The organism is Streptomyces sp. PCS3-D2, from assembly GCF_000612545.2.
In the GTDB taxonomy this organism is placed as follows: domain Bacteria; phylum Actinomycetota; class Actinomycetes; order Streptomycetales; family Streptomycetaceae; genus Streptomyces.
Genome location: NZ_CP097800.1, coordinates 183,868 through 200,443 on the forward strand (window position 1 = coordinate 183,868; position 16,576 = coordinate 200,443).

Here is a 16,576-nt window from a genome sequence, read left to right on the forward strand (position 1 = left end):
CGATGCACGCGTGATCTGGGCCAAGGACCACTCCGGAAAGTATGATCAAGAAATGGCTGACATGACCGAAACTACGCCAGGCTGGCTGACCCGTGACGAGCTGGACGCGGCCAGGGCCCAGATGCCGATCCTGTACGTCGAGGCCGTTCCCGTGCGCGTGGACGACACCGGCGAAGTCACCAGCGTCGGGCTGCTCCTGCGGATCGGCCCGGACGGGACCATCAGCCGGACGCTGGTGTCCGGCCGCGTCATGCACCACGAACGGGTCCGCGACGCGCTGCTGCGCCACCTGGAGAAGGATCTGGGGCCGGTGGCCCTTCCTCAGGTGCCGGCCTCGCTCCAGCCGTTCACGGTGGCCGAGTACTTCCCGACGGCCGGGATCACCCCCTTCCACGACCCCCGCCAGCACGCGGTCTCCCTCGCCTACGTCGTACCGGTCACGGGTGACTGCCGTCCGCGGCAGGACGCCCTGGACCTGGTGTGGTTCAGCCCGGAGGAGGCGTGCTCGGCCGCCGTGCAGGGCGAGATGCCGGGGGGCCACGCGGTGCTGCTGAAGCAGGCCCTGGCGCACGTGGGACGCGCCTACTGAGGCCGTCCCTACGCGCCGCGGTCACCGGGGCGGGATCGGGCGGTACGGGCGGGACCAGGGCGCGTCGGCGCCGGCGCCGGAATCCGGGCGCAGGCCGAGCTCGCCGAGCGCGTTGAGCGCCATCATGGCGGTGAACACCGGGTTGGGGTTGGCGCCGCCCACCCGGCGCTCGGCGATGGCCCGCGCGTAGCGGGTGGTGAACGTGCTCGGGCGGACCGGCCCGTCCCCGCCGGTGAGGCCGAGTGCCGCGCCCTGGAGGGCCATGGCCTGCTCCAGCAGTCCGTCGAGGTGGGACACCGCCTCGGCTCCGCGGCGCCGGGCGAAGCTGTGGCCGTCGGTGAGGATCGTGGCCTCCCCTTCCTCGAAGAGGCCGGCGACGGCGCCGAGCACACTCTGGATCTTGAGCTGGTCGGCGTCGTACATCGCACCGCAGGCGCCGTTCCCCTCGTCGGACAGGTGGAGGACCCCGCAGTCCCGCAGGTGCACGATCACGTGCCCGGCGCAGTGGCCCTGGCTGCGCAGGACGCGGACGGACCCGTCGGCGAAGGTCCAGCCGGTGAAGCGCCGTGAGCCGATACGGATCAGCTCCGGCGGCCGCTCCTCGTAGGTCCGGGTCGCCGCGGCGAAGGGCCGCAGCGGCGCGAAGAGCGCCACCACCTCGGCGGCCAGTCGGGCCGGCGGCAGCGGCACCGCCCAGGCGATGCGCTCGAAGGACCGCAGCCAGTAGGACTCCGGGTCCCGCATCTGGTCCAGGTCGCGGGCGGGGACGCAGTGCTGGACGGGCACGCCCAGTTCGTCGGCCAGGTCGTTGTTGCCGATGTGGTCGGGGTGGCCGTGCGTGGTCAGCACGACCGCCCGGGACCAGGGTCCGACCCGGTCGGCCGCCGCGCGCAGCGCGGCGCGGAACGCCGTCGTGACGCCCGTGTCCACCAGCACCAGGGTGTCACCGGCCCGGTGCACGAGGGCGTTGGCGACGTCCGGCCGACCGTGTGCGAGATCGAGCTCCCGGCCGAGGACCAGTACGGTCCTGTCGTCGATCCCGATCAGGTCTCCGAGCGCGGTCATGGATCCTCCCTCGGTCCGATCGGGCCGGGCGGGGCCGCGGCCGCTTCCCCCGACCGTGCAGGACCAGTCTCCCGCCGCGGCGGGTGCGCCGCACGGGCACCCACGTGCCGTACCGGCCGTGGGGTTCCCCGGCGGGCGCACGGCCGGGCCGGAAGGGGCACCGTCGAGACCGGAAAGCACCGGCACCCGTCAGCGGTGCCACGTACCGCCGGTGGGTAGGGAGCTGACCGTCGCGGCCCGTTCAACGCGGCACGCCAGGTGGACGGTTCGGGGAGGGACTGTGGCACTGCTCGATCAACTGCCCGCACTCATCGGGGTCGTGGTCGGCTCGTTCGGCTCCTACGCCGTCCAGACGCTGACCGAGCGCCGCCGGTGGAGACGGCAGCGGGAGGAGCGGTGGGACGAGAAGCGCTTCGAGACGTACGGCCGCTACGCCAACGCCTTGAAGGCACAGCTCCGCCTCACCCAGCGCATCGGCGCCTCTCTCGGATACTCCGACGTGGTCGACCCGTTGGCACCGGCCGACGGTCTGCCGCTGCTCGCGGACGCCGAGTCGCACCGTGCGACGGAGTGGGAGGCCGTCCTCCTCGTGGGTGACGCGGCGACGGTTGCGGCGGCACGGCGCTGGCACGAGACGATCTGGACCATACAGCTGCTGATCCGGGAGGACTCGGTCGACGGCGAGATGTGGACCAGGGCGCACCGGATGGCGAGCGCGGCGCGTGACGCCTTCTACGAGAGTGCGCGGCGCGACCTCGGCATCGAAGGCGCTCCCCCGCCGCCGGGACAGTGGCCCCGCGAGTGGCGGGCCGAGCTGTCCGGCTGAACGGGTCCCGGCCCGTGCCCTGGCGGACCGCTGCCCGGTAGCGGCCACACCGTGGGAGCGACAGGCGCGTGGCCCGTAGAGGGCGGCCCATGGGCCGCACTCGGCGGACGTCTCGCGCCACTGGGCACTGGACCGGAACCTACGCGTCACGACCATCCTCCACCGGGGTTCCACCCCACGAAGAGGGCAGAACCCAGCACCTGCTCACGACATCACGCAGGCCCCCACCCTTCGGCCTCCAGGCAGGCCCGAAGCTCCTGGCGGCCGGATCGGACATCGTTCCCGCCGGATTCCGGCGTTCTACCCCAGAAGATCCATGGGATCTCTAGGGTGGTTCCGCTGTCTTTTCGCGCGGTCGGCCCCCCGGGGGCCGGCCCGTCACACAAGGGGGAGAACAGTGCTGGTCGAGACGTTGACAGCGTTGGCCGCCGCGGGTGGCGGCGCGGTCGTACAGGCCGCCGGGACGGACGCCTGGCACGGAGTACGGCGCCGGGTGGCGGAGCTCTTCGGGCGCGGCGACGAGCAGCGGGAGCGGGCCGAGCTGGAACGGCTGGACCGGACCTCCCGGGCGCTGGAACCCGGCGCGTCCGCGGACCCGGAGCGGGAGCGTGACCGGCAGAGCGGCATGTGGCAGGGGCGCTTTGAGTCCCTGCTGGAGAACGCGGACCCGCAGGATCAGCAGCGCGTGGCCGACGAGCTGCGGGCGCTGCTTCGCTGTGGCACCCTCCTCGAGGGCGACCTGGCCGTGTCCACCGGAAAGGCCACGGCCACGGACGGGGGCCACGCCGTGACCGGTGTCGAGCGCACCGGCGGAGTGGACGGGCGGCCGGCGCGCGCGGTGAACACCGGGGACGCGCAGGCCACCGGCCCGGGCTCCCGCGCCGTCAGCGGCATCACTGATTCCCGCCGTGACCCACGAGGCGCCTAGGCACCGGACACCGTCCGAAGGCCGGAGAGCGACGAGGCGAGGGATCGGGAGCGGCCATGGCGAAATGGCACTGGGGCAGGCGACGTGACGGGGGCGGGCGCAGCCTGGCCCGGGGCACCGCCGTCGAAGGGGTGCGCGTGACGGGGGACATCCCCTCGTCGCCCCCCGCCCAACAGGTGACAGGGTCCGGGAACGCTGTCGCCGACAACGGCGGCATCGCGGTCTCGGGTATCTACAACGACCATTCCAGCGTGCTGCTGCCTCCCGAGGTGTTGCGGGCGGCGGCCAAGGTGAAGGCCCCGCGGGGCATGGACGATCTGCCCTACCTGCCCGGTCACTTCGTGGGCAGGGAATCCGAACTGCAGGCCCTGGACGCGGCGTTGAAAGGGTCAGGACAGGTGCGCCTGCAGGCGGTGCACGGACTCGGCGGAGTCGGAAAGAGCGCCCTGGCCGCCCACTGGGTGGCCACACGGGCCCACTCCCACAAGCTGAGGCCGGTCCGGTGGATCACCGCCGACAGTCCCGCCGGCGTCGAGCAGGGGCTCGCCGCCCTGGCCGTAGCACTGCAGCCGGCCCTGGCCAAGGTGCTCACCACGGCAGCCCTGGCCGAGTACGCCCTCCAATGGCTTGCGGGACACACTGGCTGGCTGCTGGTCCTGGACAACGTCACCGACCCGGCTGACATCGCCGCACTGCTCGCGCGCGCCCCCGGCGGCCGCTTCCTGATCACCAGCCGGCTCGCCACGGTGTGGACCACCGCCACCACCGTCATCCGACTCGACGTCCTGGACCCGGCCGAGTCCCTGACCCTGCTCACTCGCGCCACCACCGCAGCCGGGCCCCGGGACCTGGACGGCGCCGCCGAGCTGTGCGCCGAACTCGGCCATCTGCCCCTCGCGGTGGTCCAGGCGGCCGCTTACCTGGCGCAGAACCCACTCCTCACCCCAAGCAACTACGTCGGCCTCCTGCGCGAGGACCCGGCCGGGACCTATCAACAGGGAGGCGAGGGCCGCACCTCCGCCGAGCGCACCGTCGCCCGCGTCTGGCGCGTGACGCTGGACCGGATCAGCGAACTCCAGCCGTACGCGGCCCGCGTCCTGCGCGCCCTGGCCTGGTACGGCCCCGATCGCATCCCCGTCGGCCTCCTCGACCGCATTCCCGACCATCCCTTCGAGTCGATGCCCACGCCTCGCCAGGTCGCCGACGCCGTCGGCCTCCTGAACGCGTACAGCATGATCGATGTCGCCCCGGCCACCCGCACCCTCGGCATGCACCGTCTCGTGCAGGGGCTGACCCGCACACCCGATCCCGCCGACCCCCACCGCGACCCGGTGCTCATCGAGATGGCCCGCATCCACGCGACCCTCGCCCTGCACGAGGACGTCATCCCCCTGTCCTGGCGGGACCCGGCCTTGTGGCCACAGTGGCGCAGCCTGATCCCGCACATCGATGCCCTGGCGAGCAACACGCCGACCGCCGATGACTCACCGCAGATGGCGGCACTGCTCAACCAGGCGGGGGGCTACCTCCACGGCCAGGGGCTGGCGGGCCGGGCGGTCCCGCACCTCGAACGAGCCCTCGCGTACCGGGAGCGCAGCCAGGGCCGGGACCATCCGGACACCTCCGACATCGTCAACAACCTCGCCGCCACCCGGCTCGCGATCGGTGACCTGGCCGGGGCCGTCGCCCTGTCCGAGCGGGCCGTCGCGGCGACCGTGCGGCACAGGGGCAGGGATCATCCGCTCAGCATCGGAGCCCAGGTCAATCTCGCGGTGGTCCGCCTGGAGGCCGGGGAGGTGGACCGGGCGACGGCCATGATCGAGCAGGCCCTCGCCGACAGTCTCCGCCTGGGAGGTGAAGCGCACTACGCCACCATCATGGTCCGTTCCCATCTGGCAACCGCCTACCTGGCGGCCGGGCACTTCGACCGGGCGCTGGAACTACAGACGCGGAACGCCGCCATCAGCGCCCGGGTGCTCGGGGAGGACCACCCCGACACCCAGGCCGCCCGCATCATCCTCACCCAGGCCGCCCAGGCGGCGGGAGACCCGGCCAGAGCCGTCCCGTTGTACGAACGGCTCCGCCGACGCCAGGAGCGGGCCCTGGGCGAGGACCATCCGCACACCCTCGCCACCCGTTCCAACCTCGCCTCCGCCCACCTGGCGTCCGGAAACCCAGGCCGGGCGATCGAGGAGAACGAGCAGGTGGTCGAAGACCGGATGCGCGTCCTCGGCGAGGACGATCCGCACACGCTTGCCGCCCAGGGCCTCCTCGCCGACGCCTACACCGAGGCCGGGGACACCGAGCGGTCGATCCCGCTCAGCGCGCGCGTCCTGGAGGACCGGCTGAGGGTCCTGGGAGAGGACCACCCCGACACCTTCACCGCCCGCGAGAGTCTGGCCGGGGCACACCGGGCGGCGGGAGACCTCGACCGGGCGATCCTGCTCTGCACCCAGGTCCTCGACGACAGGCTGCGTGTACTCGGCCCGAACCACCCCGACACCCTCAACGCCCGGAACAACCTCGCTCTCCTCCAAGGGGGGCAAGGGGCAGAAGACAAGGCGATCGCCCTGCTCGAACACACCCTCGCCGAGAGCGTGCGCGCGCTGGGCGAGGACCACCCGCACCTTGCCGCCACCCGCCACAACCTGGCGGCCGCGCACCTGGAGGCGGGAAATCCCGGCCGGGCGATACCCCTCCTGGAGCAGGCCGTCGCCACGAACATCCGCACGCTGGGCCAGGACCATCCCCGCACGGTCGACTCCCTCCACGGACTGGCATCGGCCCACCGGGAGGCGGGGAACGCGGCCCAGGTCGCCCTGCTGTGCGAACGGATCCATGCCTCCCACAGCCGCACGCTCGGCGAGCACGACGCCCAGACCCTCACGTCCGCTTCCCACCTCGCGCTCGCCCGCCTGGAGGCGGGAGACCCCGAGCGCGCCCTCCCCCTGCTGAAAGCCGCCTTCCGCGCGCAGAAACGTCTCCTCGGCCCCGGGCACATCGACTTCCTCACGACCGCCCACAACCTGGCCCTCGCCCACCACGCGCTGGGACACCTGGGCAAGGCCCTCCGGCTCTACCGGAAGGTCCTCATCCTCAGCACCTCTGTCCTGGGCGAGGACGATCCCCTGACGCAGTCCGCCGCCGCGCACCACGCCGCCGCCTCCGCTGCGCGGGGCGCCCCTGAAGACCCCCACATCGATCACGCCCCCAAGAGAAGCTGAGGATCGGATCGGTCCGACGGCCGCTGCCGAGGTGTCAGGCAGCGGTGGAGCGGGCCTCCAGCTGTGACTTCAGGTTGCGCAGGGTCGTCCGGATGTTCTTCCGCTGGAACTCGGCGAAGGTGTGTCCCCTCGTCGCGATCCGGTCGAACGTGTGGGCCACCGCATCGGGCCAGCTCCGGCGGTCGTCGGTCCACGTCTCGGTCACCTCGGTGCCCCCGGGCACGGCGGCGAAGCGGTACTCCCAGGTGGCGATCGGGCCGGGCAGCCACGGGCGGCGGAAGCCTATGGCGTGGACCCTGAACCGGAACAGCCGGTCCGGGTCGGCGGCCGTCACCGTGCAGCGGGTCGTCCAGCGCAGCGGGCCGCGTTTGTTGCGGCCGTCGAAGGCCATGCCGACCCGGGTCCGGGTGCCCGGCCCGTCGACCGGGGTCCCGCCGAGGTTCTCCGGGCTCCAACGCCCCATCAGGGCGGGGTCGGCGACGTGCTGGTAGACCGTCGACGGGTCGGCCGCGACGAAGACGGTGTCGTGGACGCTGAACGTACGGGGCATGTGGCTCCCTCCTCGGAGCACGACGGTAGCGGCCGCCTCGCGGCACGGGTCCGGCGGGCCCCTCTCCAGCCGGCCCCCGCACCCGTCAGGCCCGTTCCAGCATGCGGCGGCGAAGAGTGTCGTAGAGGGGTGCGCTCCCCAGCCGGTCCGCCGTCACCGCCGCGGCGAAGCAGGCCGTCAGCAGCGGCAGCAGGAGCGCGCCGGTGCCGGTCATCTCCGTCACCAGGGCGACGCCGGTGAGCGGTGCCCGCACCACGGCGGTGAAGACGGCGGCCATCCCCACGGCCGCGAACGCGGCGGGACCCGCCGTGCCGACCGGCAGCAGGGGGAAGGCGGCCGCGTGGGTGAGCGTCCCCCACAGGGCTCCCAGGGCCAGCAGTGGTGCGAACAGCCCGCCGGGAGTCGCGGCAGCGTAGCTGAGCGGGCCGGCCACGAAGCGCACGACGAGGCAGACCACCAGCGCCGCGCCGGTCAGGCTCCCGCCCGCCAGCAGGCGCTCGCTCAGCTGGTCGCCGCCGCCCGTGAGGAGCGGGTCGAAGGCCATCAGGGCGCCGACCAGGGCCCCGATCACGGCGGCCCGGACCACGAGGGGCACCTGGGTGAGGCGGTCGCACACCTCCAGAGTCCCCACGACCAGGGCGCTGTACCCGGCGCCCAGTGCCCCGGCCGTCACCCCACACAGGAGGAAGACCGGGAGCATCCACAGCGGCGGGGCGGGAACGGCCGGCATGGGAAGGACCAGCCCGTCGCCCACGATCAGCTGGGAGACGGACACCGCGGTGACGGTGCCGACGATCGTCAGCAGCACCAGGCGGGGCCGCACCGTGCCGGTCACCTCTTCGCAGACGAACAGCAGCCCGCCCAGCGGGGCGGTGAAGGCCACCGCAAGACCGGCCCCGCCCAGCGCGGTGTGGAGCATGCGGGCGTCGCCGGCGTCCAGCCGGCCGCGGCGGCCCGCCACGGCTCCGATGGCGGCACCCATGTGGACGATCGGTCCCTCCCGGCCCAGGACCAGGCCCGAGCCGATCCCGACGACTCCGCCCGCGAACTTCGCGGGTAGCAGCCGGGCCGGGTGGCCCTGGGACTCCCCCCGCCACACGGCCTCCACGTGCTGGATGCCGCTGCCCGCGGCGTGCGGTACCCGCAGGGCGATCGCACAGGCCGCCGCCGCGCCCGCCGCGGTGAGGGCGACGGGGATCAACCGGCCGGCCCCGCCCAGTGCGGCGGCCTCCTCCACGACCGAGGTGCGCAGCAGGTCGGCGTGTTCCAGGCACCACCGGAACGCGCCGCCGACCAGCCCGACCAGACCCCCCGCCAGCGCCGCCACCAGGAAGGCGCGGCCGTCTCCCCACCTCCGCCCGGATGCCATGGCTCAGTGCTGGGGCAGGTGGGTCTTGGCGTCCTCGTACGTCGCCCCGCCGGGTGCGGGGGCCACGGCGTAGAAGAGGTTCAGCACACCGGTGCGGAAGGTCTCGGCGGACACCAGCTCCAGCGGCACCGCTGTGGGCTCCCGGTCGAACAGGCGCATGCCGCCGCGCACGGCGATCGGGTGCAGCAGGAGGTTCAGTTCGTCCAACAGCCCGGCGGCGATCAGCTGGCGCACGACGGAGACCGAGCCGCTGATCCATACCGGCGTGTCCGCCCCCGGCTGCTCCTTCAGGGCGGCGACGGCGGGGGCGAGGGCGCCGCCGAGCTGTTCGCAGTTGCGCCAGGTGAAGTCGAGCCGGCTGTTCGACACCACGATCTTGCGCGCGTCACCCAGCACCTTGGCGAACGGCGCGTCCCCCCCGCCCTCCGCCTCCCGCTGCGGCCAGGCGCCCGCGAAGCTGTCGTACGTCCTGCGCCCGAGCAGCAGGGTGTCGGCCCGGCCCAGGGTGGCATCCACGGCGGCGCCCATCTCGTCGTTGAAGTAGGGGAAGTGCCAGCGGTCGGGCGCCTCGACGACACCGTCGAGCGAAATGAACAACTGCGCCTTGATCTTCCTCATGCCGGTCTCCGGGAGCTGGTGGTCGGTCCGTCCGCGTACGGGCCCATCCAAGGGCACGCGGGGGTCTGTACCCGGTGCATTCACCCGCACGGCGGCTGCGTCGACCGCTTGCGGACCCCGCCGACGGCGTGCGACTGCGGATCGGCGGCCGGGAACTGCAACCCGATCGGCCCCTCGGCCGGAAGTGGGGATGAGGGGCCGCCGCCGCGGACCCCCCGGGCACGGACGCTGTTCGCCCGACCTCCACCCATCACGGCCAAGGACTCTCGTTGAGAAAGACACCGCGCGCAAAGGCATCGCGCCGGGCCCGCTGGATCGTTCCGCTCGCCCTGCTGGTCGTATGGCTCGGCATCGGTGGAACGCTGGGACCGTACGCGGGCAAGCTCCGCGAGGTCGCCACGAACGACCAGGCGGCGTTCCTGCCGCGCAGCGCCGAGTCGACGCGGGTCCTCGAAGCCCGCGGGGCCTTCGAGGAAGCGCAGTCCGTACCCGCCGTCGTGGTGTGGACGGCGAACGGGCCCCGGGTGACCGTCGGGCAGCAGGAGGCGGCCGCTCGGGCGGTCGGGGACCTCGTGGGACGGCCCGGGATCGCCACCACGCCCTCACCGCCCGTCGTCTCCGCCGACGGGCGGGCCCTGCAGGCCGTCGTACCGCTCGCGCCCGACCTCGGCGAGGAGCTCCCGGCGGTCCTGGACGAGGTGCGGCAGGCGGCGCAGCGGGTGCCGGGCACCTCGGTCGGGATCGCCGGTCCGGCGGCCACCCAGGCGGACCTGTCCGAGGCGTTCGCGGGGATCGACGGGCTGCTGTTGGGAGTGGCCCTGGGAGCGGTCCTGCTGATCCTGCTGCTGGTCTACCGCAGTGTGCTGCTGCCCCTGGTGATCATCATCAGCGCGGTGTTCGCGCTGGGCCTGGCCTGCGCGGTGGTCTACGCGCTGGCGGCCCGGGGCGCCGTCCGCGTGGACGGCCAGGTGCAGGGAATCCTGTCGATCCTCGTGATCGGCGCCTCGACCGACTACGCCCTGCTGGTCGCCGCGCGCTTCCGGGAGGAGCTCGCCGTACGCGGCGACCGGGCGCACGCCGCGGCGGCAGCCGTGCGCCGGTCGGCCGGAGCGGTCACCGCCAGTGCGGCGACCGTGGCCCTGGGACTGCTGGCCCTGCTGGCGAGCGACCTGACGAACAACCGGGCACTCGGGCCCGTCGGCGCCATCGGGATCGTCTGCGCGGTGCTGAGCTCGCTGACCTTCCTGCCGGCCGTCCTGGTCCTGCTGGGCCGCACCGCGTACTGGCCGGCCATGCCCGGCCCGGCCGATGCCTCGGCCGAGGGGCACCGCGTGTGGCGCCGGATCGCCGCCCTGATCGACCGCTCTCCCCGCCGCGTGTGGGTCTCCACCTCCGTCCTGCTGGTGGTGCTGGCCGGCTTCTCCCCCGCGCTGTCCGCCAAGGGCGTGCCACTGGACGAGATCTTCGTGAACGACGCGCCCTCGGTGGGCGCCCAGCAGACGCTGGCCCGGCACTTCCCCGGCGGCTCGGGCAATCCCGCCGTCGTCATCGTGAACGCCGACCGGGCCGCCGAGGTACGGGTGGCCGCCGAAGGCACCGACGGGGTCGCCTCGGTCGCACCCTTCACCGCGGGTGGCGGCAGGCCGGGCCCGGGGGCTCCGCTCGTCGTGGACGGCCGCGTCCGTCTGGATGCCACGCTGGACGCGGCGACCGACAGCGACGCCGCCAAGAGGACGGTCCAGCGGCTGCGGGAGCGCGTGCACGCGGTGCCGGAGGCCGACGCGCTCGTCGGGGGCTACACCGCCCAGCAGTTCGACACCCAGCAGACCTCGGCCCGTGACCGCGCCGTCATCGTCCCGGTCGTCCTCGGCATCATCCTGCTCATCCTCGTCGCGCTCCTGCGCTCCGTGCTCGTGCCCGTCCTGCTGGTGGCGACGGTCGCACTGAACTTCCTCGCCACCCTGGGGGTGTCCGCGCTCGTCTTCGGACACCTGCTGGGCTTCAGCGGCACGGACGCCTCCGTACCGCTGTACGGATTCGTGTTCCTGGTCGCCCTCGGCGTCGACTACAACATCTTCCTGATGTCCCGCGTACGCGAGGAGAGCCTCGCGCTGGGGACCCGTGCGGGCGTGCTGCGGGGGCTCGTCACCACGGGCGGGGTCATCACCTCCGCCGGGGTGGTCCTCGCCGCGACCTTCGCCGCGCTGATGGTGATTCCGCTGGCCTTCCTCGTCCAGATCGCCTTCATCGTCGCCTTCGGCGTCCTGCTGGACACCCTCGTCGTGCGGTCTCTGCTGGTACCGGCCCTCATCATCGACATCGGCCCGCGCGTCTGGTGGCCCGGTGCGCTGGCCCGCCCGGGCACGCGGGTCGGCCCGCGGACCGCACCGGCGGCGCGGACCGGGTGATCACCACTGCGGCCCCGGCGCGCCGGTCGCGTTCCCGTCGGCTCGCACCGGACCGAACGGACCGTCGCCCCCGGGGAGGCCGCCGGGGAACGGGGCGATACCGAGGAGCGCCGCGGTGGCTTCGGCCGTGATCCGGTGCCACAGGCCGGCGTTGCCGATCATGGCGTGGCCGCCGCGGGGCATCCTGATGCCGCGGACCCGGGCTTCGGCCTTCCGGGCGCGTTCGAGGTAGGCCCAGGTGTCCGCCGCCCGGGTGACACGGTCGTGTTCGTCATGGAGGGCGACAACCGTGCGAGCGCGCAGATGGGCGGCCGGTTCGGCCGGCGGGCACCACGGAGCGAGCGCCACGACCCCCTCGACCTGGGGATCGTCTGCGGCACGCAAGGCCGCACGCCCGCCCATGGAGTGCCCCACGAGGACGACGGGAACCGGTCCGGCGACGGCACGGAGCTCCTCCAGGGCGCGTCGGACGTCGGCGACCGGATGCGCGTGGTGGCCGTTCCAGCCCCGGTGCCGGTAGCGGACGTGTGCGACGAACACGCCGGCGTGGGCGGTGGCGCGCGTGACGGCCGTCGCAAAGGGTCGCATGCGCAGGGCCGGCAGGTTCAGCAGGGGCGGCGGCCGCAGGGCGTCCGCCCGACCGCCGTGCAGCAGCAGGACGGCCGCGGGCACCCCTTGGGACAGCCGGTGGGCGGGGGCGGGGATCAGGGCGGCCGGTACGGGCCGATCCCGGTGGGCGCCCCCTCCGGGGTGGTCGGCGGCCTCGGGCGAAGGGTCCACACGTCACCTCCTGGGCTTCGAGGGGTGGTGGCGGGGCGGGAGCGGAAGGAATCCGCTGGTGCGGGCGGCGTACTCAGCGTAACCGGGGCGGTCGGCCATGTGTCTCTCCAGCAGTCGCTTGCCGCTGCCGACCGTCAGCAGGGCCGTCATGAGGACCGGGGAAACCAGGCTCAGCAGCGCCGAGGACACGCTGGTGCAGGCGAACAGGTACAGGCCCCACCAGACGAGGCTGTCGCCGAAGTAGTTGGGATGGCGGGTCCAGCCCCACAGTCCCCGGTCCATGATGCGGCCCCGGTTGGCCGGGTCCTCCTTGAACCGGGCCAGCTGGTGGTCGCCCACGGCCTCGAAGCACAGTCCTGCGGCCCACAGGGCCAGTCCGAGTGCGCCGAGCACGCCCACCGGGGCCGCCGCGTACGAGGCGGCCTGGACGGGCAGGGAGACGAGCCAGACCAGCGCGGCCTGGAGGAGGTACACGGTGCGCAGGGCGTACCAGGTCCGGTTTCCGGGTGCCTTGTCCAGGAGCGCGGTGTAGCGCGGGTCCTCCCCGTGGCCGCGGGCGCGCCGTGCGATGTGCGCCGACAGCCGCAGCCCCCACAGGATGGTTGCCGCGGCGACGAGCAGCCGTCTGACGGGGTCTCCCTGCCCGGCGGAGAGGACGTAGGTCGCGACGGCGACGGCGCTGAAGGCGACACCCCAGGCGACGTCGACGACGCGGTGCAGGCGCAGGCGTGTTCCGACGGCGAACGCGACGAGCAGTACGGCCGCCGAGACGGCTGCCGCGACCGCCAGGTTGGTGCCGAACGGGCCCCAGGCGGTGCCGTTCACGGCCCCTCCCCGGCGGCGGACGCCCCGGCGGGCCCGACGGCCCTCACCGGAAGGTCCCGTCGGTCAGGACGATCTGGCGGACGTCCAGGTAGCGGGAGCGGAAGCCGGCTTCCGAGTAGGCCAGGTAGAAGTCCCACAGCCGCTGGAAGACGGTGTCGAAGCCGAGTTCGGCGACGGTCGCCTGGTTCGCAGTGAACCGTTCCCGCCACAGCCGCAGGGTCTGCGCGTAGTGCTCGGCGAAGCCCATATCGGACTCGGTGCGCAGGCCTGCCGCCGCCGCGTGCTCGGTGATGGCGCGGCGGGAGGGGATCAGGCCGCCGGGGAAGACGTACTTGCTGATCCAGGTGTGGGTGGCCGCGGTGTTCAGCATCTGCCGGTGGCCCATGGTGATGGCCTGGAGGGCGACGCGGCCGCCGGGATGGAGCGCGGCCCGCAGGGCGGCGAAGTAGGAGGGCCAGTACTCGGCGCCGACCGCTTCGATCATCTCGACGCTGACCACGGCGTCGTAGCGGCCCTCCACGTCACGGTAGTCGCACAGCCGGACCTCGACGCGGTCGCCGAGCCCGGCGGCGTCGATCCGGGCGCGGGCGAGGGCGGCCTGTTCGGCGGACAGGGTGAGGGTGGTGACGCGGGCACCGCGGGCCGCCGCGCGCAGCGCGAGCTCTCCCCAGCCGGTGCCGATCTCCAGCAGCTCGGTACCGTCCGTGACGTGGGCGAGGTCCAGGAGTCGGTCGATCTTGCGGTGCTGGGCGGCAGGGAGGTCCTCGTAGCGCGCGGGGAAAGCGGTGAACACGGCGGAGGAGTAGGTGAGGGTCGGATCGAGGAAGGCGGCGAAGAGGTCGTTGGACAGGTCGTAGTGGCGGTGGATGTTCTCGCGTGCGCCGCGCCGGGTGTTGCGGTCGCGGCCTGGGCGGTGGGACACCCACAGCGGGCGGAGGCCGCGCAGCGGGGCCGGGACCAATTCGTCGACGTGGGTGGCGAGGACGGTCAGCAGGCCGGGCAGGTCGTCGCTGTCCCATTCGCCGGCCATGTACGACTCCCCGAAGCCGATCAGGCCGGCGTGCCCGATGCGCTGGAAGAAGGCGTCCGGGTCGTGGAGGGTGATGTCCGGCCGGGGGCCGGTAGCGGCGTCGGTTCCGGTGCCGTCGCGTACCTCCAGGGGGAGCCGCTTGAGAGCCCGGCCGACCAGGTGTGCGGCGACGGCGGTCCGGGCCGGACCGGCGGCCGGCAGCCGTGCCACGTCCGGCCAGCGTGCGGGGTCCGCGCCCCGGCCGGCAGCGGGGGTGCGGCCGGGCATACGCCGCTGCTCCGGCATCAGCGGCGGACGGCCGGACGGTGGTGCCTGGTGGTCGGGCGTGATGGCCGGGCGGGTCACGGGACCATTCCCTTCTGCGGTATGTGCCGGGGGCGGGGTTGTAGGGGCAGGCCGCGCAGGAGCAGGCGGATCCCGTGGAAGCGGATCCCGGCCCAGACTGCGGCGGTGGACCAGGGCCTGCGGGCGGCGGCCCGCAGCAGGGCGCGGGGCGTGGCGGGGCGGGCACGGCCCCGTACGGTCGCGGTGAACGGGCGGCCGGCCTCGGTGTGGAGGTGCACCGTCAGGTCGAGGCGTTCCCCGGGGCACGGCAGGCGCATCCGGTAGTGGCCCTCGATCGGGAAGAACGGCGAGACGTAGAACCGCTTCTCGGCCCTGGCCCGGCCGCCGGCGTCCGGATGGAGGAGGTAGCAGTGCCGCTGTCCGTAGGTGTTGTGGACCTCCGCCACCACGCACACCAGGTTTCCGGACCGGTCGTGGCACCAGTAGACGCTCAGGGGGTTGAAGACGAACCCGAGGACCCGCGCGTGGGCGAGCATCAGCACGCGCCCGCCCGCGAGGTCTATGTCGCGCGAGGCGAGGAACTCCTCCAGACCGGCGCGGATCGTGGGGGCGCGGCCCGCGAAGTGGTCGCGCGGGTCGAACCGGGCCAGGGGACGCAGCGGGCGGGGCAGGACCGGCAGCCGGTCGAGGTCCACGCACCACAGGTAGGTGCGGTGCCGGAGGTCGTGGCGCAGCGGCGCGGTGCGGGCGTGGACGACCAGGCACTCGTACAGCGCGGCGGCGGGGGCTGCCTCCCCGGTCACCAGCGCACTCCCAGGGAGCGCGCGGCGGCCGCGCCGGAGCGGCAGCCGTCCTCGTGGAAGCCCCAGCCGTGCCATGCTCCGGCGTAGGCGGTCACGCCGGTGTTCAGGCGCGGCAGTTCCTTCTGCGCGGCGACCGAGGCGGGGGTGTAGACCGGGTGCTCGTAGAGCATGCGGCGCACGACCCGGTCCGCGTCCACACGGTCGTCGGCGCCCAGGGTCACCACGTAGTCGGCGCCGTCGGGGAGCTTCTGCAGGCGCCGCATGTCGTAGCTGACGCGGACGGCCTCGGTGGAGGGGGCGCAGGCCGGCATGTGGTAGTTCCAGCAGGCCCGGGCGCGGGGTGAGCGGGGCAGGATCCCGGTGTCGGTGTGCAAGACGGTGGGGTTGGGCTCGTAGGTGAAGGCGCCCAGGAGCCTTCGTTCGTCCTCGGTGGGGTCGGCGAGCAGGCGGAGGGCCTGGTCGGGGTGGGTGGCGATGACGACGGCGTCGTAGCCGTCGGTGGCTCCGTTCTCGGTGGTTATCCAGGCGCCGGAGCCGCGTCCCGCCCGGTGGACGGCTTGCACGGGGCTGTCGGTACGGACCCGGTGCACGCTCTTGGCCGCGGCCTGCACGTAGGCGGCGGAGCCGCCGGTGACGGTCTTCCACTGGGGGGAGCCCGTCACCGACAGGAGGCCGTGGTGGTGGAGGAAGGTGAAGAGGTGGGCGGCCGGGTAGGACAGCGCGGTACTCGCGGGACACGACCACACCGCGGAGACGAGCGGGAGGGCGAAGTGGCTGACGAAGTAGGGGGAGAACCGGCCCGCGCGCAGGAAGTCGCCGAAGGTGACGTGGTGGGAGGGCGGATCGGCGAGCAGCCGCCGGGCCCTGCGGTGGAAGACCGGAACCTGCGCGAGCAGGGCCAGGTAGCGGCCTCGCAGTGCGGGCCGGCCGGTGAAGAGGCCGGACGGGCCGCGGGCGCCCGCGTACTCCAGTCCGCAGCCGTCGCAGCGGACCGACATGCTCATCTCGGCGTCCTGGGTGGTGATCCCCAGCTCGCGGAAGAGCCTCAGCAGGGTGGGGTAGGTCCGCTCGTTGTGGACGATGAACCCCGAGTCCACACCCATGAGCCGCCCGTCGGGGCCGGGCAGTTCATGGGTGTGGGCGTGGCCGCCGAGGCGGCCGTCGGCCTCGTAGAGGGTGACCTCGTACGAGCGCGCGAGGATGTGGGCTGCCGTCAGGCCCGCGACCCCGGCGCCGACCACCGCCGCTTTCCGGTGTTCCACCTCAGCACTCCCGT

At 73.5% G+C, this 16,576-nt stretch carries 14 protein-coding genes; 5 read left to right on the forward strand and 9 right to left on the reverse strand.

From position 1 onward, the window contains the following. Nucleotides 1–61: 61 nt before the first annotated feature. Nucleotides 62–589, forward strand: coding sequence for an NUDIX hydrolase family protein (locus tag AW27_RS00575; RefSeq protein ID WP_037917524.1), 528 nt, complete (start codon nucleotides 62–64; stop codon nucleotides 587–589). A 21-nt stretch (nucleotides 590–610) separates the two neighbouring features. Here the strand turns inward: AW27_RS00575 and AW27_RS00580 are convergent, their stop codons facing one another. Next, nucleotides 611–1,654 carry an MBL fold metallo-hydrolase gene (locus AW27_RS00580; protein ID WP_037917520.1) on the reverse strand — a complete coding sequence of 348 codons (1,044 nt, stop codon included), beginning with the start codon at nucleotides 1,652–1,654 and terminating at the stop codon, nucleotides 611–613. A 280-nt stretch (nucleotides 1,655–1,934) separates the two neighbouring features. Here AW27_RS00580 and AW27_RS00585 point away from each other — a divergent pair, with 280 nt between their 5' ends. The 3 genes from AW27_RS00585 to AW27_RS00595 all read left to right on the forward strand — a co-directional run bounded on the left by AW27_RS00585 (nucleotide 1,935) and on the right by AW27_RS00595 (nucleotide 6,632). Continuing rightward, nucleotides 1,935–2,480: a hypothetical protein gene (locus AW27_RS00585; RefSeq protein WP_236647498.1), complete on the forward strand. Its 546-nt coding sequence runs from the start codon at nucleotides 1,935–1,937 to the stop codon at nucleotides 2,478–2,480. Nucleotides 2,481–2,877: 397 nt separating this feature from the next. Then, nucleotides 2,878–3,408, forward strand: a complete 531-nt coding sequence (locus tag AW27_RS00590; RefSeq protein ID WP_037917518.1) for a hypothetical protein — start codon at nucleotides 2,878–2,880, stop codon at nucleotides 3,406–3,408. Between the two features lie 56 nt (nucleotides 3,409–3,464). Continuing rightward, entirely contained in the window at nucleotides 3,465–6,632 is a 3,168-nt protein-coding gene (locus tag AW27_RS00595; RefSeq protein WP_078555970.1) for a tetratricopeptide repeat protein, read from the forward strand. Between the two features lie 34 nt (nucleotides 6,633–6,666). On the opposite strand, the gene AW27_RS00600 is transcribed toward AW27_RS00595, so the two are convergent. The 3 genes from AW27_RS00600 to AW27_RS00610 form a co-directional block, all read right to left on the reverse strand. Continuing rightward, nucleotides 6,667–7,182, reverse strand: a complete 516-nt coding sequence (locus AW27_RS00600) for an SRPBCC family protein (protein WP_037917515.1) — start codon at nucleotides 7,180–7,182, stop codon at nucleotides 6,667–6,669. A gap of 85 nt (nucleotides 7,183–7,267) precedes the next feature. Beyond that, the gene (locus AW27_RS00605; RefSeq protein WP_037917512.1) at nucleotides 7,268–8,551 is read right to left on the reverse strand and encodes a ClC family H(+)/Cl(-) exchange transporter; all 1,284 of its coding nucleotides are present in this window, start codon (nucleotides 8,549–8,551) and stop codon (nucleotides 7,268–7,270) included. A gap of 3 nt (nucleotides 8,552–8,554) precedes the next feature. After that, nucleotides 8,555–9,169: a dihydrofolate reductase family protein gene (locus tag AW27_RS00610; protein WP_037917508.1), complete on the reverse strand. Its 615-nt coding sequence runs from the start codon at nucleotides 9,167–9,169 to the stop codon at nucleotides 8,555–8,557. A 269-nt stretch (nucleotides 9,170–9,438) separates the two neighbouring features. On the opposite strand from AW27_RS00610, the gene AW27_RS00615 reads away from it, so the two are divergent. Continuing rightward, entirely contained in the window at nucleotides 9,439–11,577 is a 2,139-nt protein-coding gene (locus AW27_RS00615) for an MMPL family transporter (protein ID WP_052030177.1), read from the forward strand. On the opposite strand, the gene AW27_RS00620 is transcribed toward AW27_RS00615, so the two are convergent. From AW27_RS00620 to AW27_RS00640, 5 genes are all read right to left on the reverse strand, one after another. Further along, nucleotides 11,578–12,285 (reverse strand): alpha/beta hydrolase, encoded by a 708-nt coding sequence (locus tag AW27_RS00620; protein ID WP_052030247.1) that lies wholly within the window; start codon nucleotides 12,283–12,285, stop codon nucleotides 11,578–11,580. Between the two features lie 75 nt (nucleotides 12,286–12,360). Then, nucleotides 12,361–13,182: a DUF1295 domain-containing protein gene (locus tag AW27_RS00625; protein ID WP_037917505.1), complete on the reverse strand. Its 822-nt coding sequence runs from the start codon at nucleotides 13,180–13,182 to the stop codon at nucleotides 12,361–12,363. Nucleotides 13,183–13,225: 43 nt separating this feature from the next. Beyond that, nucleotides 13,226–14,557 (reverse strand): class I SAM-dependent methyltransferase, encoded by a 1,332-nt coding sequence (locus tag AW27_RS00630; protein ID WP_370466443.1) that lies wholly within the window; start codon nucleotides 14,555–14,557, stop codon nucleotides 13,226–13,228. Next, nucleotides 14,554–15,303, reverse strand: a complete 750-nt coding sequence (locus AW27_RS00635; protein WP_370466665.1) for a DUF1365 domain-containing protein — start codon at nucleotides 15,301–15,303, stop codon at nucleotides 14,554–14,556. The genes AW27_RS00630 and AW27_RS00635 overlap by 4 nt, the downstream gene beginning before the upstream one ends. Further along, nucleotides 15,297–16,562 (reverse strand): NAD(P)/FAD-dependent oxidoreductase, encoded by a 1,266-nt coding sequence (locus AW27_RS00640; protein ID WP_037917500.1) that lies wholly within the window; start codon nucleotides 16,560–16,562, stop codon nucleotides 15,297–15,299. Before AW27_RS00640 ends, AW27_RS00635 begins: the two co-directional genes overlap by 7 nt. Between the last annotated feature and the right edge of the window lie 14 nt (nucleotides 16,563–16,576).

What these genes read in the sequence shown, in the direction of transcription:
- AW27_RS00575 (WP_037917524.1), top strand. Translation starts at nt 62, where the DNA reads ATGACCGAAACTACGCCAGGCTGGCTGACCCGTGACGAGCTGGACGCG.
- AW27_RS00580 (WP_037917520.1), bottom strand. Translation starts at nt 1,654, where the DNA reads ATGACCGCGCTCGGAGACCTGATCGGGATCGACGACAGGACCGTACTG.
- AW27_RS00605 (WP_037917512.1), bottom strand. Translation starts at nt 8,551, where the DNA reads ATGGCATCCGGGCGGAGGTGGGGAGACGGCCGCGCCTTCCTGGTGGCG.
- AW27_RS00595 (WP_078555970.1), top strand. Translation starts at nt 3,465, where the DNA reads ATGGCGAAATGGCACTGGGGCAGGCGACGTGACGGGGGCGGGCGCAGC.
- AW27_RS00610 (WP_037917508.1), bottom strand. Translation starts at nt 9,169, where the DNA reads ATGAGGAAGATCAAGGCGCAGTTGTTCATTTCGCTCGACGGTGTCGTC.
- AW27_RS00600 (WP_037917515.1), bottom strand. Translation starts at nt 7,182, where the DNA reads ATGCCCCGTACGTTCAGCGTCCACGACACCGTCTTCGTCGCGGCCGAC.